General features: G+C 72.4%; 18 protein-coding genes and 1 pseudogene. 4 read left to right on the top strand and 15 right to left on the bottom strand.

Annotation, left to right across the window (positions count from 1 at the left end):
- Positions 1–20: 20 nt before the first annotated feature.
- The 4 genes from OHA81_RS33525 to OHA81_RS33510 form a co-directional block, all read right to left on the bottom strand.
- Entirely contained in the window at positions 21–686 is a 666-nt protein-coding gene (locus tag OHA81_RS33525) for a TetR/AcrR family transcriptional regulator C-terminal domain-containing protein (RefSeq protein WP_329203023.1), read from the bottom strand.
- 71 nt (positions 687–757) lie between these two features.
- Positions 758–2,227, bottom strand: coding sequence for an FAD-dependent monooxygenase (locus OHA81_RS33520; protein ID WP_329203021.1), 1,470 nt, complete (start codon positions 2,225–2,227; stop codon positions 758–760).
- Between the two features lie 203 nt (positions 2,228–2,430).
- Positions 2,431–3,267 (bottom strand): hypothetical protein, encoded by an 837-nt coding sequence (locus OHA81_RS33515; protein WP_329203019.1) that lies wholly within the window; start codon positions 3,265–3,267, stop codon positions 2,431–2,433.
- 53 nt (positions 3,268–3,320) lie between these two features.
- Positions 3,321–4,091 (bottom strand): response regulator transcription factor, encoded by a 771-nt coding sequence (locus OHA81_RS33510; protein WP_329203017.1) that lies wholly within the window; start codon positions 4,089–4,091, stop codon positions 3,321–3,323.
- Positions 4,092–4,342: 251 nt separating this feature from the next.
- Here OHA81_RS33510 and OHA81_RS33505 point away from each other — a divergent pair, with 251 nt between their 5' ends.
- Positions 4,343–4,942 carry a ScbR family autoregulator-binding transcription factor gene (locus OHA81_RS33505; RefSeq protein WP_329203015.1) on the top strand — a complete coding sequence of 200 codons (600 nt, stop codon included), beginning with the start codon at positions 4,343–4,345 and terminating at the stop codon, positions 4,940–4,942.
- 43 nt (positions 4,943–4,985) lie between these two features.
- Here the strand turns inward: OHA81_RS33505 and OHA81_RS33500 are convergent, their stop codons facing one another.
- The 6 genes from OHA81_RS33500 to OHA81_RS33475 all read right to left on the bottom strand — a co-directional run bounded on the left by OHA81_RS33500 (position 4,986) and on the right by OHA81_RS33475 (position 10,201).
- Positions 4,986–5,981, bottom strand: coding sequence for a cyclase (locus OHA81_RS33500; RefSeq protein ID WP_329203012.1), 996 nt, complete (start codon positions 5,979–5,981; stop codon positions 4,986–4,988).
- A 74-nt stretch (positions 5,982–6,055) separates the two neighbouring features.
- Positions 6,056–6,319: an actinorhodin polyketide synthase gene (locus tag OHA81_RS33495; protein WP_329203010.1), complete on the bottom strand. Its 264-nt coding sequence runs from the start codon at positions 6,317–6,319 to the stop codon at positions 6,056–6,058.
- Between the two features lie 158 nt (positions 6,320–6,477).
- Positions 6,478–7,299 (bottom strand): AfsR/SARP family transcriptional regulator, encoded by an 822-nt coding sequence (locus tag OHA81_RS33490; protein ID WP_329203008.1) that lies wholly within the window; start codon positions 7,297–7,299, stop codon positions 6,478–6,480.
- Between the two features lie 207 nt (positions 7,300–7,506).
- The gene (locus OHA81_RS33485) at positions 7,507–8,343 is read right to left on the bottom strand and encodes an AfsR/SARP family transcriptional regulator (RefSeq protein ID WP_329203005.1); all 837 of its coding nucleotides are present in this window, start codon (positions 8,341–8,343) and stop codon (positions 7,507–7,509) included.
- A gap of 392 nt (positions 8,344–8,735) precedes the next feature.
- Positions 8,736–9,398, bottom strand: coding sequence for a ScbR family autoregulator-binding transcription factor (locus tag OHA81_RS33480; RefSeq protein ID WP_329203003.1), 663 nt, complete (start codon positions 9,396–9,398; stop codon positions 8,736–8,738).
- Positions 9,399–9,499: 101 nt separating this feature from the next.
- Complete coding sequence (locus tag OHA81_RS33475) at positions 9,500–10,201, bottom strand: ScbR family autoregulator-binding transcription factor (protein WP_329203001.1); 702 nt, start codon at positions 10,199–10,201, stop codon at positions 9,500–9,502.
- Positions 10,202–10,807: 606 nt separating this feature from the next.
- Between OHA81_RS33475 and OHA81_RS33470 the strand changes: the two genes are divergently transcribed.
- Positions 10,808–11,887 carry a ScbA/BarX family gamma-butyrolactone biosynthesis protein gene (locus OHA81_RS33470; protein WP_329202998.1) on the top strand — a complete coding sequence of 360 codons (1,080 nt, stop codon included), beginning with the start codon at positions 10,808–10,810 and terminating at the stop codon, positions 11,885–11,887.
- Positions 11,888–12,288: 401 nt separating this feature from the next.
- Here OHA81_RS33470 and OHA81_RS33465 read toward each other — a convergent pair.
- A pseudogene (locus OHA81_RS33465) lies at positions 12,289–12,810 on the bottom strand (NAD-dependent epimerase/dehydratase family protein); the annotation flags it as partial.
- Positions 12,811–12,950: 140 nt separating this feature from the next.
- Between OHA81_RS33465 and OHA81_RS33460 the strand changes: the two are divergent.
- On the top strand, positions 12,951–13,436 hold the full coding sequence (locus OHA81_RS33460; protein ID WP_329202996.1) for a GNAT family N-acetyltransferase: 486 nt from the start codon (positions 12,951–12,953) through the stop codon (positions 13,434–13,436).
- Positions 13,437–13,475: 39 nt separating this feature from the next.
- Here the strand turns inward: OHA81_RS33460 and OHA81_RS33455 are convergent, their stop codons facing one another.
- From OHA81_RS33455 to OHA81_RS33440, 4 genes are all read right to left on the bottom strand, one after another.
- Positions 13,476–13,682: a DUF4287 domain-containing protein gene (locus OHA81_RS33455; RefSeq protein ID WP_329202994.1), complete on the bottom strand. Its 207-nt coding sequence runs from the start codon at positions 13,680–13,682 to the stop codon at positions 13,476–13,478.
- A complete protein-coding gene (locus tag OHA81_RS33450; RefSeq protein ID WP_329202992.1) occupies positions 13,679–14,272 on the bottom strand; it encodes a dihydrofolate reductase family protein in 594 nt (197 codons plus the stop codon). The genes OHA81_RS33455 and OHA81_RS33450 overlap by 4 nt, the downstream gene beginning before the upstream one ends.
- A gap of 56 nt (positions 14,273–14,328) precedes the next feature.
- Entirely contained in the window at positions 14,329–15,012 is a 684-nt protein-coding gene (locus OHA81_RS33445; RefSeq protein ID WP_329202990.1) for a DUF998 domain-containing protein, read from the bottom strand.
- A gap of 154 nt (positions 15,013–15,166) precedes the next feature.
- Positions 15,167–15,574 carry an SgcJ/EcaC family oxidoreductase gene (locus OHA81_RS33440; protein ID WP_329202988.1) on the bottom strand — a complete coding sequence of 136 codons (408 nt, stop codon included), beginning with the start codon at positions 15,572–15,574 and terminating at the stop codon, positions 15,167–15,169.
- Between the two features lie 59 nt (positions 15,575–15,633).
- Between OHA81_RS33440 and OHA81_RS33435 the strand changes: the two genes are divergently transcribed.
- Positions 15,634–16,173: a flavoprotein gene (locus OHA81_RS33435; protein ID WP_329202986.1), complete on the top strand. Its 540-nt coding sequence runs from the start codon at positions 15,634–15,636 to the stop codon at positions 16,171–16,173.
- The last annotated feature ends 13 nt before the right edge of the window (positions 16,174–16,186 follow it).

Raw genomic sequence — 16,186 nt, 5'->3', positions numbered from 1 at the left:
TCCGTGCGTCGGGGAGCGGTTCAGGGGTGGTACAGGCGGATGAAGTCCGCGACGCCGTCGGCGATGAGCGCGTCGGCCTCGGCGCGCGGCACGGGCAGGGCGCCGAGGAAGGAGCGCTGCACGACACCGGAGGGGACCAGCAGGATGAAACGTTCCGCCGCCTGGTCGGCGTCGGGGATGTCGAGCAGTCCGCGGGCCGCGACGCCCCGCAGCCTGCGGGCCAGCTCGCGGCGTGCCTGGCGGGGGCCGGCCGCCTGCCACTTCTCGACGGCTTCGACCGGCAGCCGGGTCACCTCGGCGCTGACGTGGCGCACGATCGCGAAGTGCTCGCGGAACGCCTCCAGCGGCGCCAGCCAGGCCCGGCCCAGCGCGATGAGGTCCTGCTCCAGGTCGGTGATCTCCGCCAGGCAGCTCTCGGCGACCGCCGCGAGGGCGGCCGCGACGGAGACGGAGCTGTCCAGCAGCACGCCCACCAGCAGCTGTTCGTGGTCGGGGAAGCACCGCCGTACGGTGTCCAGCGGTACGCCCGCCTCGGCGGCCGTGGCCTCGGCGGTGCAGCGTCTCCAGCCCTCGCGGGCCAGCACGGTGCGGGCCGCCCTGACGATGGCGCGGCGGTCGTCGGCCGCTTCGTCCGACGGCCGGGGGGTGCGCTCAAGGGTGGCCGACGTCGCTCGCGGCAGTGCCATGTCCGGTTTCCTTTTCGTGACGTGCTCGTCCGGCCGGCGGGTGCGCCGGCCGGCAGGTGGTGCGGGCGTCGTCAGGGAGTGCCGAACCAGCGTTCCAGCGCCATGGGCAGGTCGTGGTGGCTGCCGGGCGCCGCCCAGGCCACGTACCCGTCGGGGCGGATCAGCAGGGCCGTGGTGTCGCGCAGTTCCCCGTCCTGCGGGTTGCCGCGCGGCCTGGCGGTGACGATGTCGACCCGGTCGGCCCAGGCCGTGGCGCGCTGACGCAGCCGCGGGTTGTCCGCGAGGTCGAGGAGCACCCCGCGGGCGGGGTGCAGCAGCTGCGTGCTGGAGGTGGCGGGGCCCGGGCCGGCCAGCTCCAGGTGCGGCATGCGCCGGCCCAGCAGCGGGTGGGTGCCCTTGCCGACGTCGTAGGCGATCTCCAGACCGCTGACCATGGCGGCGAGGTGGCGCGCCACGTCCTCGTACGCCATGAGTTCCCCGAGGGTGTCGCGCAGCGGCTGCACCTCGGCGCCGCTGAGGAACAGCAGTCCCTGGGCGCGGGTGTTCATCAGCAGCCGGCGGCCGACGGGGTGCCGCTCGTCGTGGTAGGTGTCGAGCAGGGCGGCCGGGGCGTCGCCGCGGGCCACGGCGGCGAGTTTCCAGCCCAGGTTCACGGCGTCCTGGATGCCGGTGTTCATGCCCTGACCGCCGGCGGGGAGGTGGATGTGCGCCGCGTCGCCGGCCAGCAGTACGCGGCCGCGCCGGTACTCGCTCGCCTGCCGGGCGGCGTCGCCGAAGGCGCTCACCCACACCGGCTCGGCGGCGGAGATGTCCTCGCCGGTGAGCCGCTGCCAGGCGGCCGCGACCTCCGCGAAGGGCGGCGGGCCCTCGCGCCGGCGCGGCGGTGTGCCGCGTTCGCAGACGATGATCCGGGTGACGCCGCCGGGCAGCGGTCCCACCATCACCATGCCGCCGGGCAGGGTCTCGCCGATCATGCGCGGCTTGAGCTCGACGCCCTTGACGTCGGCGAGGTACATCTCCATCGTCGCCGCCGTGCCGGGGAAGTCGAACCCGGCCGCCTTGCGCACGGTGCTGCGCCCGCCGTCGCATCCCACCAGGTAGGCGGCGCGCAGGGGGTGCGTCCCGGCGGGGCCGCGCACCTCCACCTCGACGCCGTCGCCGTCGTCGCGTACGGAGAGCACCTCGTGGCCGCGCCGGAGGTCGGCCCCGAGGCCGGTGGCCCATTCCTCCAGGCGGCTCTCCGTGACCGACTGCGGCACCGTTTTGGCGGCGCGGCACGTCGTTTCGCCGAGCACGCCGAAGTCCAGGGGCAGGCCGCCGAAGTGGCCGAGCGTGCTGGTCTCGATCTCGCCGAACCGGGCGAGGAGGCCGCGCTGGTCGAAGGTCTCCAGGGTGCGGGCGGTGAAGCCGAGGCCGCGCGATTCCCCGGTGCGCCGCTCCAGCCGCTCCAGAACGACGACGTCGACCCCCGCGAGCCGCAGTTCGCCGGCGAGCATCATTCCCGTGGGTCCGGCGCCGACGACGATGACCGGTGCGTCCATCACGTCTCCTTGAATTCGCCTCCGGAGACAGTGCACCGGATCTTGACTACAAGGTTCTTCGGATGCGAACGGGCATTCAATGGCGCTGGATTCAGGACTCGGTCAGGTTCCACAAGAGCCGGTCCGCAGCCTCGGAGGACGGCCAAGAGCATGTCAAGGCAAGGTCAGGGGCACGGCCCCGGACCCTGCGCGGGCGGGTGGGGTCAGCGGCGGGCGGCGCGGCGGCTGAAGCAGGAGCGGACGTCGCTCTCGTTGTAGTACGTGCGCCCGGCGCGGTTGCGGCGGCGCCAGCGCTCCTCGCTCGCCAGCCGGTAGACCGTGCCCATCGGCACCTGCCACAGCTGCGCGATGTCGGCGCCGGCCAGCCAGCGTTCGGCGGGCGGGGCGCCGCCCGCCGGCCGTTCGGAGTCGGCGCCGTCCAGGCAGTCGCTCAGCTCGCTCCACCGGTCGCTGGTCCAGCGGTGGGCCGGATCGGCGTCGCACACGATCGCCCGGCCGGCGTCCCGCTCGCCCCCGCGGGCGGCGAGGGCGAGGGCTCCGGCGCACTCCGGTTCCGGGCAGGCGCCCAGCCGGATGCGGCGGGCGGGGTCGGGGAAGGCGGCGCGGCGCCCGGCCCGTACCAGGCGGGCCACCTCCTCGCTGGCCTCGGCCGCGGCCGGGTGCGCGGCGAGCCAGTCCGTGTGGCGGAGCAGGAAGGAGGTGAGGGCGGTGGCGGTACGGGGCGGCGCGGCCAGCCCGCGCTGCTGGGCGACCAGGCCGCTCCACGAGCCGAGGACGGAGACGATGCGCGCCCGTACGTCGGCGGCGGCGCCGTTGAACGGCAGGCCGGGGAGGTCACCGCCGGTGGTGCGTTCGCGCAGGCTGCCGGGGGCGCCGCCGCCGAGCATCCGGCCGCACTCCTCGTAGAGGTGCGCCAGTTCGGCGAGTCCCGCGGCGAGGTGGTCCCGGCACTGGCGGCACAGCCGGGTGCCCGCGGACGTGCGCCGCCGCGTGTGGCCGCCGCGGCAGCCCTCGCCGTGGCACAGAGCCGTCACCGTCATGTCGTTCCCCCTTCTGCTGGCGCGCCGGGTCCGGGTGCTGTCGTGGACCTGTTTCAGCCGTGGCCGAACCGGAAGCCGACGCCGCGGACCGTGATGATCCAGCCGGCGCCGATCTTGTTGCGCAACGTGCTGACGTGCGTGTCGACGGTCCGGCGCGACCAGGAATCGCCCCAGACCTGCTCCATGAGGAGCTTGCGCGGAATGACGGTGCCGGGGTGGGAGGCCAGGAGGTAGAGCATGTCGAACTCCTTGCGGGTGGTCTCGACGGGCTCCCCGTCCAAGGTGACCTCCCGGGTCCCCGCGTCGATCCGCAGCGGTCCGGCGGTGATGGCCGCGGCCACGGGACGCGGCGGGCGGGCCCGGCGCATGACGGCTTCCATCCGGGCCATCAGCTCGCGGAACCCGTAGGGCTTGACCAGGTAGTCGTCCGCGCCGGCCTGGAGGCCGAGTACGCGGTCCAGTTCGCTGCCCCGGGCGGTCACCGCGATCACGGCGATCTCGTGGGCGGAACGGATGCCCCGGCAGACCTCCAGCCCGTCCAGGTCCGGCAGTTCCAGGTCGAGCAGGACGAGGTCGGCGTCGGTGTAGCTGCGCAGCGCCTCGCTGCCGGTGGCGACGATGTCGACCTCGTGCCCGTGGCGCCGCAGGCCGCGCGCCAGGGTCTCGGCCTCGACGGCGTTGCTCTCGACGATGAGAATGCGCCACAGCGCCGACTGGGCGGGGCCGCTCGCCTGCGTCCTCAAACCCTCCGCGAGGGAGAGCCCTCCGTTCACTTGCGCAGCGACCGTGTGAGGTTCCAGCACAGCCATGGAACGCTGGTTCATCTGCCCCCCGTCCTCAAGCTCAGTTGAGTCAACGTCAACGAACATACAAACCGCTTCGTCGGTTTGTCAAAGATCTGATTACCCCTCAAACCCTGTCGAGATATGCAGGAAACGGGTCAAAGAGGGAGGGCGACGCAGGCAGACTTCCACGCGCCTCTCGGGTAATCCACCCACCTTGCCGGAGCACACGGTGCTGGACAATACCAACGAGACGGTTTAATAAGGGAGTAACTGTCATAGGAGCAAGCGTGATGAAACAGGAGCGCGCCCTCCGGACCCGCCAGGCCCTGATCAAGTCAGCGGCCACGGTGTTCGGACGGCGCGGATACGCGGAGGCGACGCTGAACATGATCAGCGCGGGAGCGGGAGTGACCCCGGGCGCCTTGCACTTCCACTTCGAGAACAAGGCGGCGGTCGCGGCGGCCGTCGAGGCCGCGGCGGCCGGCTCCCTGCGCACCGTGGCCCACGAGGTGTACGCGCGCCGGACCTCGGCCCTCCAGGCCCTCGCTGAAAGCTCACTGGCGCTCGCCCACGCGCTCCTGTCCGACGTGGTGGCCCGGGCGGGCTTCCAGCTCGGCCACGAGGTCCTGTACCCGACGGTGTACGACCTGCGCGAGGAGTGGCACGCCTACGTGCACCGGCTGCTCAAGGAAGCGGACGCCGAGGACGCGCTGCTGCCCGGCCTGTGCCGGCGGCACGCCGCGGCGATGGTGGTGGCGGCGACCGTCGGCTTCGAGGTGCTGGGCCGGGACGACCCGAAGTGGCTCTCCCGGCGCACCCTGACCGGCTTCTGGCAGGTGGTACTGCCCTGCCTGGCGGACCCGGGGGCGCTGCGCGAGCTGGACCTCTGAAAGCGCCTCGGGGCATCCGTACGGGGCCGCCGCAAGCCCGGTCTCACACCGAGCGCAGGGTGCGGGACGCCCCGCCCGCCGGCTGCCCCGCGGGACCCAGGACGGCCGCGCTCTGGCGCCCGAGCAGCTCGCGCACGTGGCGGCGCGCCGACGCCAGGTCCGCGCCCGGCCCCAGCACCTGCTCCACCGCCCGGCCGTCCAGCAGGACGGAGTGCCGGGACACCACCGTGCACCCGGCCACCGGATCGGGCAGCACCGACCACTCGCCGGTGTGAGCGGCCAGCAGCGGGTGCGGCCGGGTCTGCTTGTGGACGATGCGTCCGGCCGCCGGGAAGCACACCCGCACCGACTCCGTGGTGTACGCGGAGCCGCTGCCGTCCAGCTGGACCAGGGCGGCGCGCTGTACGCCGGGCCGCTCCTCGGTAACGTCGGCGCGCACGACGTGCGGGACCCGGCCGGGCCAGGAGCCCACGCCGTACAGGAACTCCAGGAGCTGTCCGCCCGGTCCGGGCACCCGTACGCGGTCCTCGAAGGTCATCAGCAGCCCGTCGAGGGCCGTCCAGCGCCCGGCCGCCGCCCCGAGTCCGTCCAGTGCGGCGCGGGCGGCGCGCCCGGCGGCCGCGAGCGCCCGCTCCGTGGCCGCCGTCCGGGCCCCGGACAGGGTGCTCTCCTGCGCCAGCGTCAGTCTCGACCAGCCCGGCGCCAGTTCGCTCACCTCCAGCCCACCGGAGACGGAGGTGAAGGGGGCCTGCGGATCCTCCTGGTGGAAGCCGGCCCGCAGCGCGCCCGCGTCGAGGGTCCGGAGCCAGCGCGAGGACGTCACGGCGCTCCCCCCGGGGACGGCGGACCACAGGCAGAACCTGTCGCGGTCGCCGTCGGCGTCCAGCGGCTCGACGTGCAGGGCGTGTGGCAGGAACAGCGGCCAGTGGGTGGTGTCGGCGACCAGCGCGTACAGGACACCGGCCGGGGCGGCGGCATCGACCGCACACGACGTCCGGTGCTGCGCCGGCCCCGAAGGCCGTACCGGCTTCAAAGACATCGGACACCTCCTCCAACGCTTGACGCAGACCTTGTCCGAAGCCGCTGGAGCTTCGCATGAGCCCCGCTGGAGGGTCAGACGGCGGCGCGGGCGCCCAGCACGCTGTTGACGAGGGCGAGGTAGCGCCTGGGGGTGTCGGCGAGTTCGAGCAGCTCGCCGTCGAGGAGGAGGTCGAACTTCCGCTCGATGTAGCCGGTGGTCTGCAGGACCGAGAGACAGTCGTAGCCGAGTTCCACCCAGTAGAGGTCGAGGGCGTCCTCGTTCAGCTCGACGCCTTCCTCCTCGCCTCCCCAGAACCGCAGGATGCGGGTCAGGTCGGTGAGTTCGAGCCGGTCCATGGCCTACCTTCCTCCTCCTGCGGGAGCGGCCTCCCCGCCCCCTCGGCCCTGACACGGCGTGCCGGGCCGAGCAGAGTCTGGGCGCGCGCGGTCGAGCCCTCCTCGAGCGCCCGTGCCGCGCCGCTCGAGCACCGCCGCCCGTGCGGCGGCCGTCCGGCTTACGCCGCGTACAGGTCGAAGGTCGAGCTGCGGCGCGGGCCCGCCGCCACGTCCAGGGCGGGGTCCACCCGCAGCATCGCCTGGTGCAGGCGCTGGAGCTGGTGCGAGGGCTCCACCCCGAGGTCGTCGATCAGCCGGGTGCGCAGCCTGCGGTAGACGTCCAGTGCGGTGGCCTGCCGGCCCGAGCGGTAGAGCGCCACCATGGCCTGGGAGTGCAGGCCCTCGTGCTGGGGGTGGCGGGCCATCAGCTCCGTCAGCTCGGCCAGCAGTTCGGTGTGCCGCCCGAGTCTCAGGTCCACGTCGATGCGCCGCTCGGTGGTCACCAGCCGGCTCTCCGCCAGCCGCAGCACCTCGATCTCCAGGACCGGTCCGACCCGTACGTCGACCAGCGCCGGCCCCTCCCACAGCGCGAGCGCCTTGCGCAGCAGGCCGGCGGCGCGTTCGTCGTCCCCGGCTTCGAAGGCGCCCTGGCCGTCGGCCACGAGCCGCTCGTACTCGTGGACGTCGACGCTCTCCGGCGGGATCTGGAGCAGGTAGCCGCCGTGCCGGGTGGTGAGCACGTCCTTGGCGGAGCCGGGGGCTCCGGGACCCATGGCCGTCCCGAGCCGCCGGCGCAGCTGGAGGATGTACGTCTGCAAGGTGGTGAGCGCGCTCTGCGGCGGTTCGCTGCCCCAGATCTCTTCCATGAGGGTGGGGATCGGCGCCACCCGGCCGGGGTGGAGCGCGAGGAGCGCCAGGATCTGGCGCGGCTTGCCCGCCGTAGGAACGATCGATCCCCCGTTGACTTCTGCGTTCAACGGTCCCAGAACCTGAATCTTCACGGTCTCCCGTCTCCCCTCCGGAATGGGTCGAGATGCTCACGGCTGTCAGCATTCGACGCGAGCACGGTAGCGGCGCGGTGTGCGATGTCCCCGAAATCTCCAGCCGCTGTCGAGCGGCGCTCCGAGGGCGCTGGGGCGGACCGTCGGCCCGGAGGGGCCGTCGCTCCGCCGGCCGTCAGCCCGTAGGGGCCCTCGTCCCGCGGGCCGTCAGCCCGCGGGGACCAGCCGCTTGCGCGCCGGGCGCGCCGTCTCCTCCTGCGCGTCGGCGGCGTTCTCGGGGTCGGCCAGCAGGATCGAGCGCTGGAGCGCGCGCAGGGCGCCCGAGGGTTCGATGCCCAGCTCCTCGACGAGGTTGGTGCGCAGCCGCTGGTAGGCGGTGAGCGCCTCGCCGCGGCGTCCCGAGCGGTGCAGGGCCAGCATGAACTGGCCGTGGAGGTTCTCGTGGGTGCGGTAACGGCTGGCCAGGACGGTGAGTTCGGCGAGCAGCTCCCGGTGGCGGCCGAGCCGCAGGTCCGCCTCGATGCGCCGGTCCAGGGCGCACAGCCGGGTCTCCTCCAGCCGCCAGGTCTCCATGTCCAGCTGTACGCCGCCCGCCACGTCGGCGAACGCGGGCCCGGACCACAGGGCCAGCGCCTCGCGCAGCAGCCGCGCCGCGGTGCGGTGGTCACCGGCGTCCATGGCGCGGTAGCCGAGGCCCGCGAGCCGGTCGAACTCGCGGACGTCGCTGGTGCCGCCGCCGCTGTTCAGCTGGTAGCCGCCGGGCAGGGTGACGAGGACGTCCTTGGCCGTGCGCGTGCCCTCGCCGCCCCGTTCGAGGGCGGTGGTGATGAGCGAGCGGAGCTGGAGCACGTACGTCTGCAAGGTGGTGCGGGCGCTGCGCGGCGGTTCGCCGCCCCACAGCTCCTCTATCAGCGCGGACACCGGGACCACGCGGTCGGCGTGCAGGGCCAGCAGCGCGAGCACCTGCCGGGGCTTGGCGGCGGTCGGGGTGATGGAGACGCCGTTCTCCCGTACCACCAGTGCGCCCAGTACTTCGATGTCCACGACGTGCTCCCCCTGCTTTGGTCCTGGATGAGTCCTTGAGTCCCGCTGGAATGAGGAAAAAACAGCATCGCCGGTTTGTCAATACCAGACCGTTCGTACTGTTTCGAACCGGACACTGTCCGGAATGCTTCCTCTAGGGCTCTGACCTGCTCGTTCACGCCTCTGGGGCCCTCTCGGCGCCGGCGCGGCCCATGAAAAATCCCTTCGGGGAGAATCCCGAAGGGAGGGCGAAACGGGCCGGAACCCGACCGCGCGGTCCGGTCACGGGCTCCGGTCGCCCGGAGCGGTGCGCCGCGTCGGGGCGGGTGTCGTGCGGCCGTTGGGGCCCGTGGGACAGGTGGGGCCCCAACGGCCCGCACGGCCCGAGTGACCCCGAGCGGCCGGTGCCGGCCTCAAGAGGCCTTGGCGGACCGGGCGCCGGACGAAGTGCCCGACCCTCCTGCCAGTACGTCGCCGAGCCGGTGGGGGGCCACCAGCTGGGGCAGCATCAGGTTCCAGTACCGGGTGAGCGAGGAACGGGAGGACCACTCGCGCCGGTCGGCCCCGAGCACTTCGAAGCCGACGATCGCCGCCACGACGGCCGCGGCCGCGTCCTGCGGCGACACCCTGTCGGCCAGCAGCCCTTCGGCCGCCGCTTCGCGGAACATGGTCTCGACCCACCGCTGCCACTGCCGGCGCACCGCCCAGCCGCGCTCGCGGCCCACCGCCGACCGGGCGCCGTTGCCCGCGACCAGTCCGAACGCCGCGCTGACGACGGCGTCCCGGGCCAGCAGGGCCACCAGGTCATGGGTCGAGTCGATCAGCAACTGGAGGGAGTTGGATCCGGCGACCCGTGACACGGTGATCGTCCGCAGGGACTCCGCGGCCCGTTCGACCACCGCGTCGGCCAGGGCGGTCTTGCTCCCGAAATGGAAGTGCAGCCCGCCCGTGCTGACCCCGGCCCGCTTGCTGATGGTGGCGATGGAGGCGGTTTCGTACCCCTCCTCCGCGAACACCTCTGCTGCCGCGCGGACCAGACCTTCGCGCGTACGGGCCGCGCGCTCCTGCTTCACCATGACATCTCCACAAACCGTACCAGCGGTTTGCCCCAGGGAACGTGTGGATCATGATGGTCGGCCGGGCCGGACGAGCCGGCCCGGAGTCCCGCTCGACCGGCTCAGGAGGCCAACGATTCCCTGACCGGGGCCTGGTCCACCTCCACCTCTTCCCCGAGGGCCAGTTCCAACGCCCGGATCTCCGCCACGACCCGGTCCCCGCGGTCGGCCGCCATGTCCAGGCGGGCGAGCACGGCGGGCGTCGCGATGCTGGGGTAGAGGTGCTGGTAGAACGAGGCCACCCGGTATTCGAGGTCGGCCCGGCCGGTCAGCGTCTGGGAGTACAGCTGCACGCCGGCCCAGCCGGCGGAGATGATCCAGGCGGCTTCGGCGGGTTCCACGTGCGGGAGCAGTTCGCCCTGTGCCTTCGCCTGCGTCAGCCGGTCCTCGGTGACCTCGATCCAGGCGGGCACCGATCCCCCGCCGAAGATCTCCCTCATGTCGGGCCCCAGGGACAGCCGGGCGCCGGCACTGAGCATGGGGTGGCGCCGCATCCGGTGACCGAGCACCATGCCGACGTCGAACAGTTCCTGGAGCTTGCTCTCACGCGGGGGGACACCGCCTTCGGCCATCTGCTCGTCGAGGACGCCCTGGGCCAGCTCCTGCTTGGAGGAGAAGTGGAAGTACAGGGCGCCCTTGGTGACGCCCGCCCGGGCGAGGATGTCCGCGATCGTCGCCGCCTCGTAGCCCCGCTCGTCGAAGACGGCGGCGGCCGCCTCCAAGATTGCGCGCCGCGTGCGGACCGCACGCTCTTGCCGTGCCACGATGCCTCCGGTGATGTTGGGAAACCGACCAAGGGGCCCTCTCTGGAGATGCCCCGCCCCCCCACCATAAAAAGAACCAGAAGGTCCGTATTTTATCAACCCCAGCTAGGTAACAACCTGGAGTTCGAGGCGCTTTCATCGACGCGCCTCCTGCCTGTCGCCTCGCTCCACACGAGAACCGGGCACCCTCTTCCGGCGGGAACCCCTTCCCCGACCGTTGAAGACGTTACTAAACCGCTTGATCGGTTTGTTAGTCGCCCAAGAGTCGCGACCGAAGCGCTCCCGAACATGCCCGTCACGACCACTCTCCGCAGGCGGCAGGGGGTGCGGACTTTTGGCGCGATCACGTCCCGCAGCGGCGCCCGAGGAGCGGAATACCCCCTCCCACTTGGGACGGGACCTCCCGGTCCCACGCAGTGCGATCAGTTCGTAACGTGCCTGGTAGGGGTCGGGTTGGGGTGCTCCCACCCCTCGGTGGGAGGACCCCCGCGACACCGCCCATGTAACAACTGGGCGTACGAAGTACCTTGCAAACAAAACCGGAGAGTACGTATCTTGCGTGACCAGGAGCACCCCAACCGTCGTTACGACTCTGTGGAGAGGTCAATGACCCTGCTGACGTTCCAGACCGACGCCCAGGTGCAACCCCTGTCTGGAACAGGAGCACCTTGGGCGCGCTGCAACGACCTTCCAGAGCTCACGAGCACGGTACCGAGGGAATACGTCCACCGGAGTTCCGTCGCGGAGGTGTTCCTGACCGGTTACCGTCGCATCGGGGACGACCTCTTCCTGCTCAACGGCCAGTGGCCCCGCGCCCACACCTTCTTCACCACCGCCGACGGCACCAGCCACGACCCCGTACAGGCCGGCGAGACCATCCGCCAGGCCGGGCTCCTGCTGTGCCACGCCGAGTACGGCGTACCGCTCGGGCACAACGCCCTGCTCTGGAACCTCGGCTTCAAGGCGGATCCCGAGGAGCTCTTCATAGGAACCCGCCCCACCGACCTGGAACTGATCGCCTCGTGCCGCGACTTCGCCTGGAAGGGCAACCGGTTCTCCGGCTTCCTCGAAGTGAGCATCCGCCGCGACGGCCGGGTGACGGCCACCGGCACGGCGTTCTTCAGCTTCGTCCCGCCCGCGGTCTACAGACGGTTGCGCGGCGAGTGCACCAGCAGTGCCAACGCGCCGGTGGTCCGGGCGACGCCGATCCCGGCGGTCGAGGCCGGCCGGCTGCTTCCGGTCGACGTCGTACTCGCCCCGTCCGGGGAATCGGGCCGCTGGCTGCTCAGCCCGCACCTGAGCCACCCGATCCTCTTCGAGCACGCCAATGACCACCACCCCGCGATGGTCCTGATCGAGGCGGCCCGGCAGGCCGCGTACAGCACCTTCGCCGCCGACTCGTTCACCGTCACGGGGATCGAGTCGTCCTTCCTCAACTACGCCGAGCTCGACGCCCCGTGCTGGATCGAGGCCGAGGTGGCCCCTTCAACGGACCCCTCCGTCCGCAGCGTGCAGGTGATCGGTCGTCAGGGCGACGTCAAGGTCTTCGAGGCGCTGGTGAGCGGTACGGTGTCCGCCGCCGGGTCCGCGCCCGTCAGCCTGTCCTCGGTCGGCCTGCCCGCCGGCGTCACCGCGGCGCCCGTCGACGTGGCGCCCCTCGCCGTCCCGGCGCTCGCCGCCCTCTGATCCCGGTACCAGGAGGCGTACCTCCCGAACGCCTCCCCCAGTCCCGGGCCCGGTCCGGTCCCCAGCAGCCTCCACAGCCGCCCGCTGTCGTACCAGTGGTCGACCGTGAGCAGGGACAGCCTGCGGCGCACCACGGGGTCGTCCGCGCCGCCCAGCAGCTCCAGCGCCTCCTCCGGGGTGACCTCGCCCTGCGGTAGCGGCACCTCCAGCGCCCGGGCCACGGCGGTGATCAGCTCACGGCAGGTGACCGGCTCCGGGTGGGAGGCGTGCAGCACCTGCCCGGCGGGCAGTCCGGGCAGCCGGGCCAGGTCCGCGACCGCCCCGGCCAGCGCGTCCACCGAGATCATCGACATCCGCGCGCGGCCGCCGTCCACCCAGTGCGGGAGCCGCACCATCAGGTCCGCGACCGCGGGGATCACCCAGGTGTCTCCGCGGCCGTAGACCAGATGCGGCCGCAGGACGGTACCCCCTGCCTCGAGCACCAGCCGCTCGCCGGCCAGCCGTGTGACGCTGGTCGGCGAGGAGGGCTCCTCGGCCAACACCCCCTCGGCTTCACCCCGGTGCGGTTCGTCCCGGTACACGGCGGCGGTGCCGAGGTGCACGAAGCGGCGTACGCCCGCCCGCGCGGCCTCGGCCAGCAGGGCGCGGGTGCCTTCGGTGTTGACCGCCCGGCACTGCTCCTGGGTGCCTCCGATGCGGGTCGCGAGGTGGACGACGGTGGTGACGCCGTCGCAGACCCCCCGCAGCGAGGCCGGGTCGGTGAGATCGCCGGTCACGGTCTCGACGGTCCGTGCACCGGCCCCGGAGCCGTCGCCGGGGCTGGGGCGGCGGTGGGTGAACAGCCGCAGCACGGGGGCGTCCGGGCCGGCGGTGCGCAGCCTCTGTGTCACGTGGGAGCCGACGAAGCCGGTGCCGCCCGTCACGAGGATCCGTTCGGGTATCAACGACAGCCTTTCGCCGGGGGGGTGGTGGGCGTGAACCGGGGTCCGGGACGTGCCCTCGTCCTGTCATACCCCATGCCGTGCCCGCTGATCACACCGCCGTAGGAAAGTAGGCTGAGAATATGACCAGCTCAACTCCCCGTCTGGCGCCGGTGACCCCCGACAACTTCGACGCCGTGTGCGCGATCCGGCTCCATCCGCATCAGGAGGGCTTCGTCTCCCCTGTCCTGAAATCGCTTGCCGAGGCGTACGTCTACGGGCCGCTCGCCTGGCCCCGGGCCATCGTCGACGGGGACGAAGTGGTGGGGTTCGTCATGGCGTTCCTGGACTTCGCCTGGGACGGGAACCCCGCCGACCGGCGCTCGGGACTGTGGCGCCTGAACATCTCCGCCCGGCACCAGGGCAAGGGCTACGGCCGCTTCGCGGTCGGGGCCGTCGCCGAGGAGGTCCGCCGCGCGGGCGGCTCGCGCCTGTACGTCACCTGGCACGCCGGTGAGCGCGGCCCCGAACCCTTCTACCTCGGCCTCGGCTTCCGCACCACGGGCGAACTCAGCGGCGCCCAACGCGTCGGCGTCCTAGACCTCCCGCCGTCCTCAGGGCCGGCCTAGGGCCCTGTCCGGGCGACCTCCTCGGGCCCGCACAGGGCCTTAGACGCCGCCGGCCAGGTGGTGGGCCACGAGGGCGTTGGCGTGGCCGTGTCCCAGCCCGTGCTCGGTCTTGAGCCAGGAGACCAGCTCCATGTGCTTCGTCAGCGGGGAGGTCCGCAGGAGCTCCTGCCACTCCGCGATCGGGCGGCCGTACTTGCGCTCGATGGACGGGAAGTAGCTCGCGGGTCCCTTCACCGGGGCGCTCATGCCGTCACCGGCCGGTAGGTGCAGACGTTCACGCCCGTGGAGCCGGTGACCACGGAGACCAGTTCCAGGGTGCGCAGGCCTCCGTCGTCCGGGAAGATCGACTTCCCGCCGCCGAGCAGCACCGGCATGACGACGAGCCGCAGTTCGTCGACCAGGCCCTCGCCGAGCAGGCTGCGCACGAGCGTGGGGCTGCCCATGACGAGCAGGTCGCCGCCGTCGGTGGCGCGCAGCTTCCCGATCCGGGCGACGGCCTCGGCGGCGGGGATGAGCCGGGTGTGCTCCCAGGTCAGGTCGGCTTCGCCGAGGGTGGCGGACACCACGTACTTGGGCAGGGAGTTCATCCGGTCCGCGAAGGGGTCCCCGGCCCGCTCGGGCCACGCCGCGGCCATCGTCTGCCACGTCCGGCGTCCGAACAGCAGCGCTTCGGCGCCGGCCACGGTGTCGGTGAAGGCGCCGCCGACCACTTCGGGGTCGAAGAACGGGTTCGACCAGCCGCCGTGGCCGAAGCCGCCGTCGCGGTCCTCGTCGGGGCCGCCCGGGGCCTGGACGACCCCGTCGAGGCTGATGAACTCGCTGATGACGATGCGCATGAGGGCAGTACTTCCGTTTCTCGGGATCTGAGTGGGTCTCACGAACGGTGGGTGCGCTACCGGGCCACGCCGTCCCCGGCGAGCCGGACGCACACGGCGGTCAGCCATGCCAGTCCGAGCACGGCGCCGGTGGTGAAGGCCAGGACGGTGACGGCGGAGGCCAGGAATCCGCCCGCCACCGCCACCGGTACGAGACGTGAGGCCACGGCCCAGCCACTCCGGCCGCGGGCGGTGAAGGTACGGCCCAGGACGACGAACGCGGCGCACAGCGCGAGGTAGCCCACCATGCCGCTGAGCATGTGAACGGCCCCGTGTCCGCTGAGCGTTGCGGCGGCCGCCTCCGGCGTCCCGGCGGGGAATCCGGCTCCGGGGTCGGCGTCGAAGGCCGCCGCGGCGAGGAACGAGGCGCCGAACACCCCGAGCAGGACGGGCACCCAGCGCTCCCCGGGCCCTGCGTGCAGCGCCCGCCGGGCACCCACCGCACCGGCGAGGACGAGCGCCCCGGTCAGCAGGAAGCCGGCCACCTGGACCCAGCCGAGGTCGCCGAGGCTGAGCTGGCTGAGGGCGTTCCGCCGGAAGTCGAAGCCCGGGCGGGTCAGCCCCTGGGCGACGCCCACGGTGACGAACAGCGGCCCGCCGGCGGCCCCGCAGGCCAGCAGGGCGCGCGTCCTGCGCTCCGAGGCCACGTCGTGCGTCCGCCTCGTGACCGCAGGGCGCGCGTCGTCGAGTGTCCCGCTCATCCTTGACTCCCCCTTCTACAATGTGGACGCCGTCCACATCCAGACAGCGGGAAGCCTACAAACAAATGTGCACGCTGTCCACATTGAATGTCCCGCTGCTCACAGGGATGGACCCGGCTCCCGCCCGAAACTCATCGGTCCGCGGTGAACAGGCCTAACCACCCCGCACTTCGGTGTTCTGGCAGGCGGTCAGCAGCCAACGCCCGTCGCCCTGCCGGGTCATCACGTACAGGGGCGCCCCCTCACTGCCGGCGCCCTCCGCCGGTGCGTACACCTGACGGACCTTCACGGCGGCCACGTCCGGCCGCAGGAACGCGGTGTGCGCCACCTCGTACGTCACCCGGCCGTCCCAGCTCGCGTTCGGGAGCACGGTGCGCGTGAACGCGGCGATCTCCTCGAAGCCGATCAGCACCTTGCCGTGGGCGGTGGTCCATATCGCGTCGGGGTGGAAGAGTGCGAGGAACCCCTCGGCGTCCTTCGCCCGCTGGGTGCGTTCGACGGTGGCGACGACCTCCGCGATGGCCTTGACCGCTGCGTTCCGCTCTTCGTTGTCGATGTCCATGACGCACACCCTGGACCCTCAAGCATGGTTGAGGTCAAGAAATATGATCACATGGCGGTATGACGAGGACTCTGCACCTGCTCTGCTCAGCCGCCCCGCCCGTCTTCGACGTGGCGCACGTCATCGAGGACGCCCAGTCGCGCGGCTGGGACGTGTGCCTCGGGCTCAGCCCGACGGCCGCGCACTGGGTGGCCGGAAGCCTCGACGGACTGGCCGCGCTCACCGGAAACCCCGTGCGGTGGCAGTACCCGCTGCCCGGTGAACCCGACCCGTGGCCGCCCGCCGACGCCGTGCTGTTCGCCCCCGCCACCTTCAACTCGCTCAACGCCTGGGCCCTCGGGCTCACCGACCGGTTCGTCGCCGGGGTCGCCGCCGAAGCCATCGGCCGGGGCACCCCGACGGTGGCCGTGCCCTGCCTGAGCCCCGCCCTCGCGGCGCATCCCCGCTTCGAGCTGTCCCTGAGCGTGCTGCGGGGCGCGGGCGTCGAGCTCCTGTACGGCGAGACCGCCCCCGTCCCGCCCGCCGAGGGCACCCCCGCCTTCCCCTGGGCCCCGGCCCTGGACGCGGTGGACCGGGCCACGACCCGCCCGGCCCCGTAACCGGCCACCGGAT

The organism is Streptomyces sp. NBC_00667 (assembly GCF_036226825.1).
Classification (GTDB): Bacteria; Actinomycetota; Actinomycetes; order Streptomycetales; family Streptomycetaceae; genus Streptomyces.
Note: the sequence above shows the minus strand (reverse complement) of the source record. Positions and strands in the feature narration are given on the sequence as shown.

Coding starts and splice junctions, on each gene's coding strand:
- OHA81_RS33435 (WP_329202986.1), top strand. CDS start 15,634: ATGACGAGGACTCTGCACCTGCTCTGCTCAGCCGCCCCGCCCGTCTTC.
- OHA81_RS33520 (WP_329203021.1), bottom strand. CDS start 2,227: ATGGACGCACCGGTCATCGTCGTCGGCGCCGGACCCACGGGAATGATG.
- OHA81_RS33440 (WP_329202988.1), bottom strand. CDS start 15,574: ATGGACATCGACAACGAAGAGCGGAACGCAGCGGTCAAGGCCATCGCG.
- OHA81_RS33510 (WP_329203017.1), bottom strand. CDS start 4,091: ATGAACCAGCGTTCCATGGCTGTGCTGGAACCTCACACGGTCGCTGCG.
- OHA81_RS33480 (WP_329203003.1), bottom strand. CDS start 9,398: ATGGTGAAGCAGGAGCGCGCGGCCCGTACGCGCGAAGGTCTGGTCCGC.
- OHA81_RS33525 (WP_329203023.1), bottom strand. CDS start 686: ATGGCACTGCCGCGAGCGACGTCGGCCACCCTTGAGCGCACCCCCCGG.
- OHA81_RS33450 (WP_329202992.1), bottom strand. CDS start 14,272: ATGCGCATCGTCATCAGCGAGTTCATCAGCCTCGACGGGGTCGTCCAG.
- OHA81_RS33455 (WP_329202994.1), bottom strand. CDS start 13,682: ATGAGCGCCCCGGTGAAGGGACCCGCGAGCTACTTCCCGTCCATCGAG.
- OHA81_RS33505 (WP_329203015.1), top strand. CDS start 4,343: ATGAAACAGGAGCGCGCCCTCCGGACCCGCCAGGCCCTGATCAAGTCA.
- OHA81_RS33515 (WP_329203019.1), bottom strand. CDS start 3,267: ATGACGGTGACGGCTCTGTGCCACGGCGAGGGCTGCCGCGGCGGCCAC.
- OHA81_RS33495 (WP_329203010.1), bottom strand. CDS start 6,319: ATGGACCGGCTCGAACTCACCGACCTGACCCGCATCCTGCGGTTCTGG.
- OHA81_RS33500 (WP_329203012.1), bottom strand. CDS start 5,981: ATGTCTTTGAAGCCGGTACGGCCTTCGGGGCCGGCGCAGCACCGGACG.
- OHA81_RS33445 (WP_329202990.1), bottom strand. CDS start 15,012: ATGAGCGGGACACTCGACGACGCGCGCCCTGCGGTCACGAGGCGGACG.
- OHA81_RS33470 (WP_329202998.1), top strand. CDS start 10,808: ATGACCCTGCTGACGTTCCAGACCGACGCCCAGGTGCAACCCCTGTCT.
- OHA81_RS33460 (WP_329202996.1), top strand. CDS start 12,951: ATGACCAGCTCAACTCCCCGTCTGGCGCCGGTGACCCCCGACAACTTC.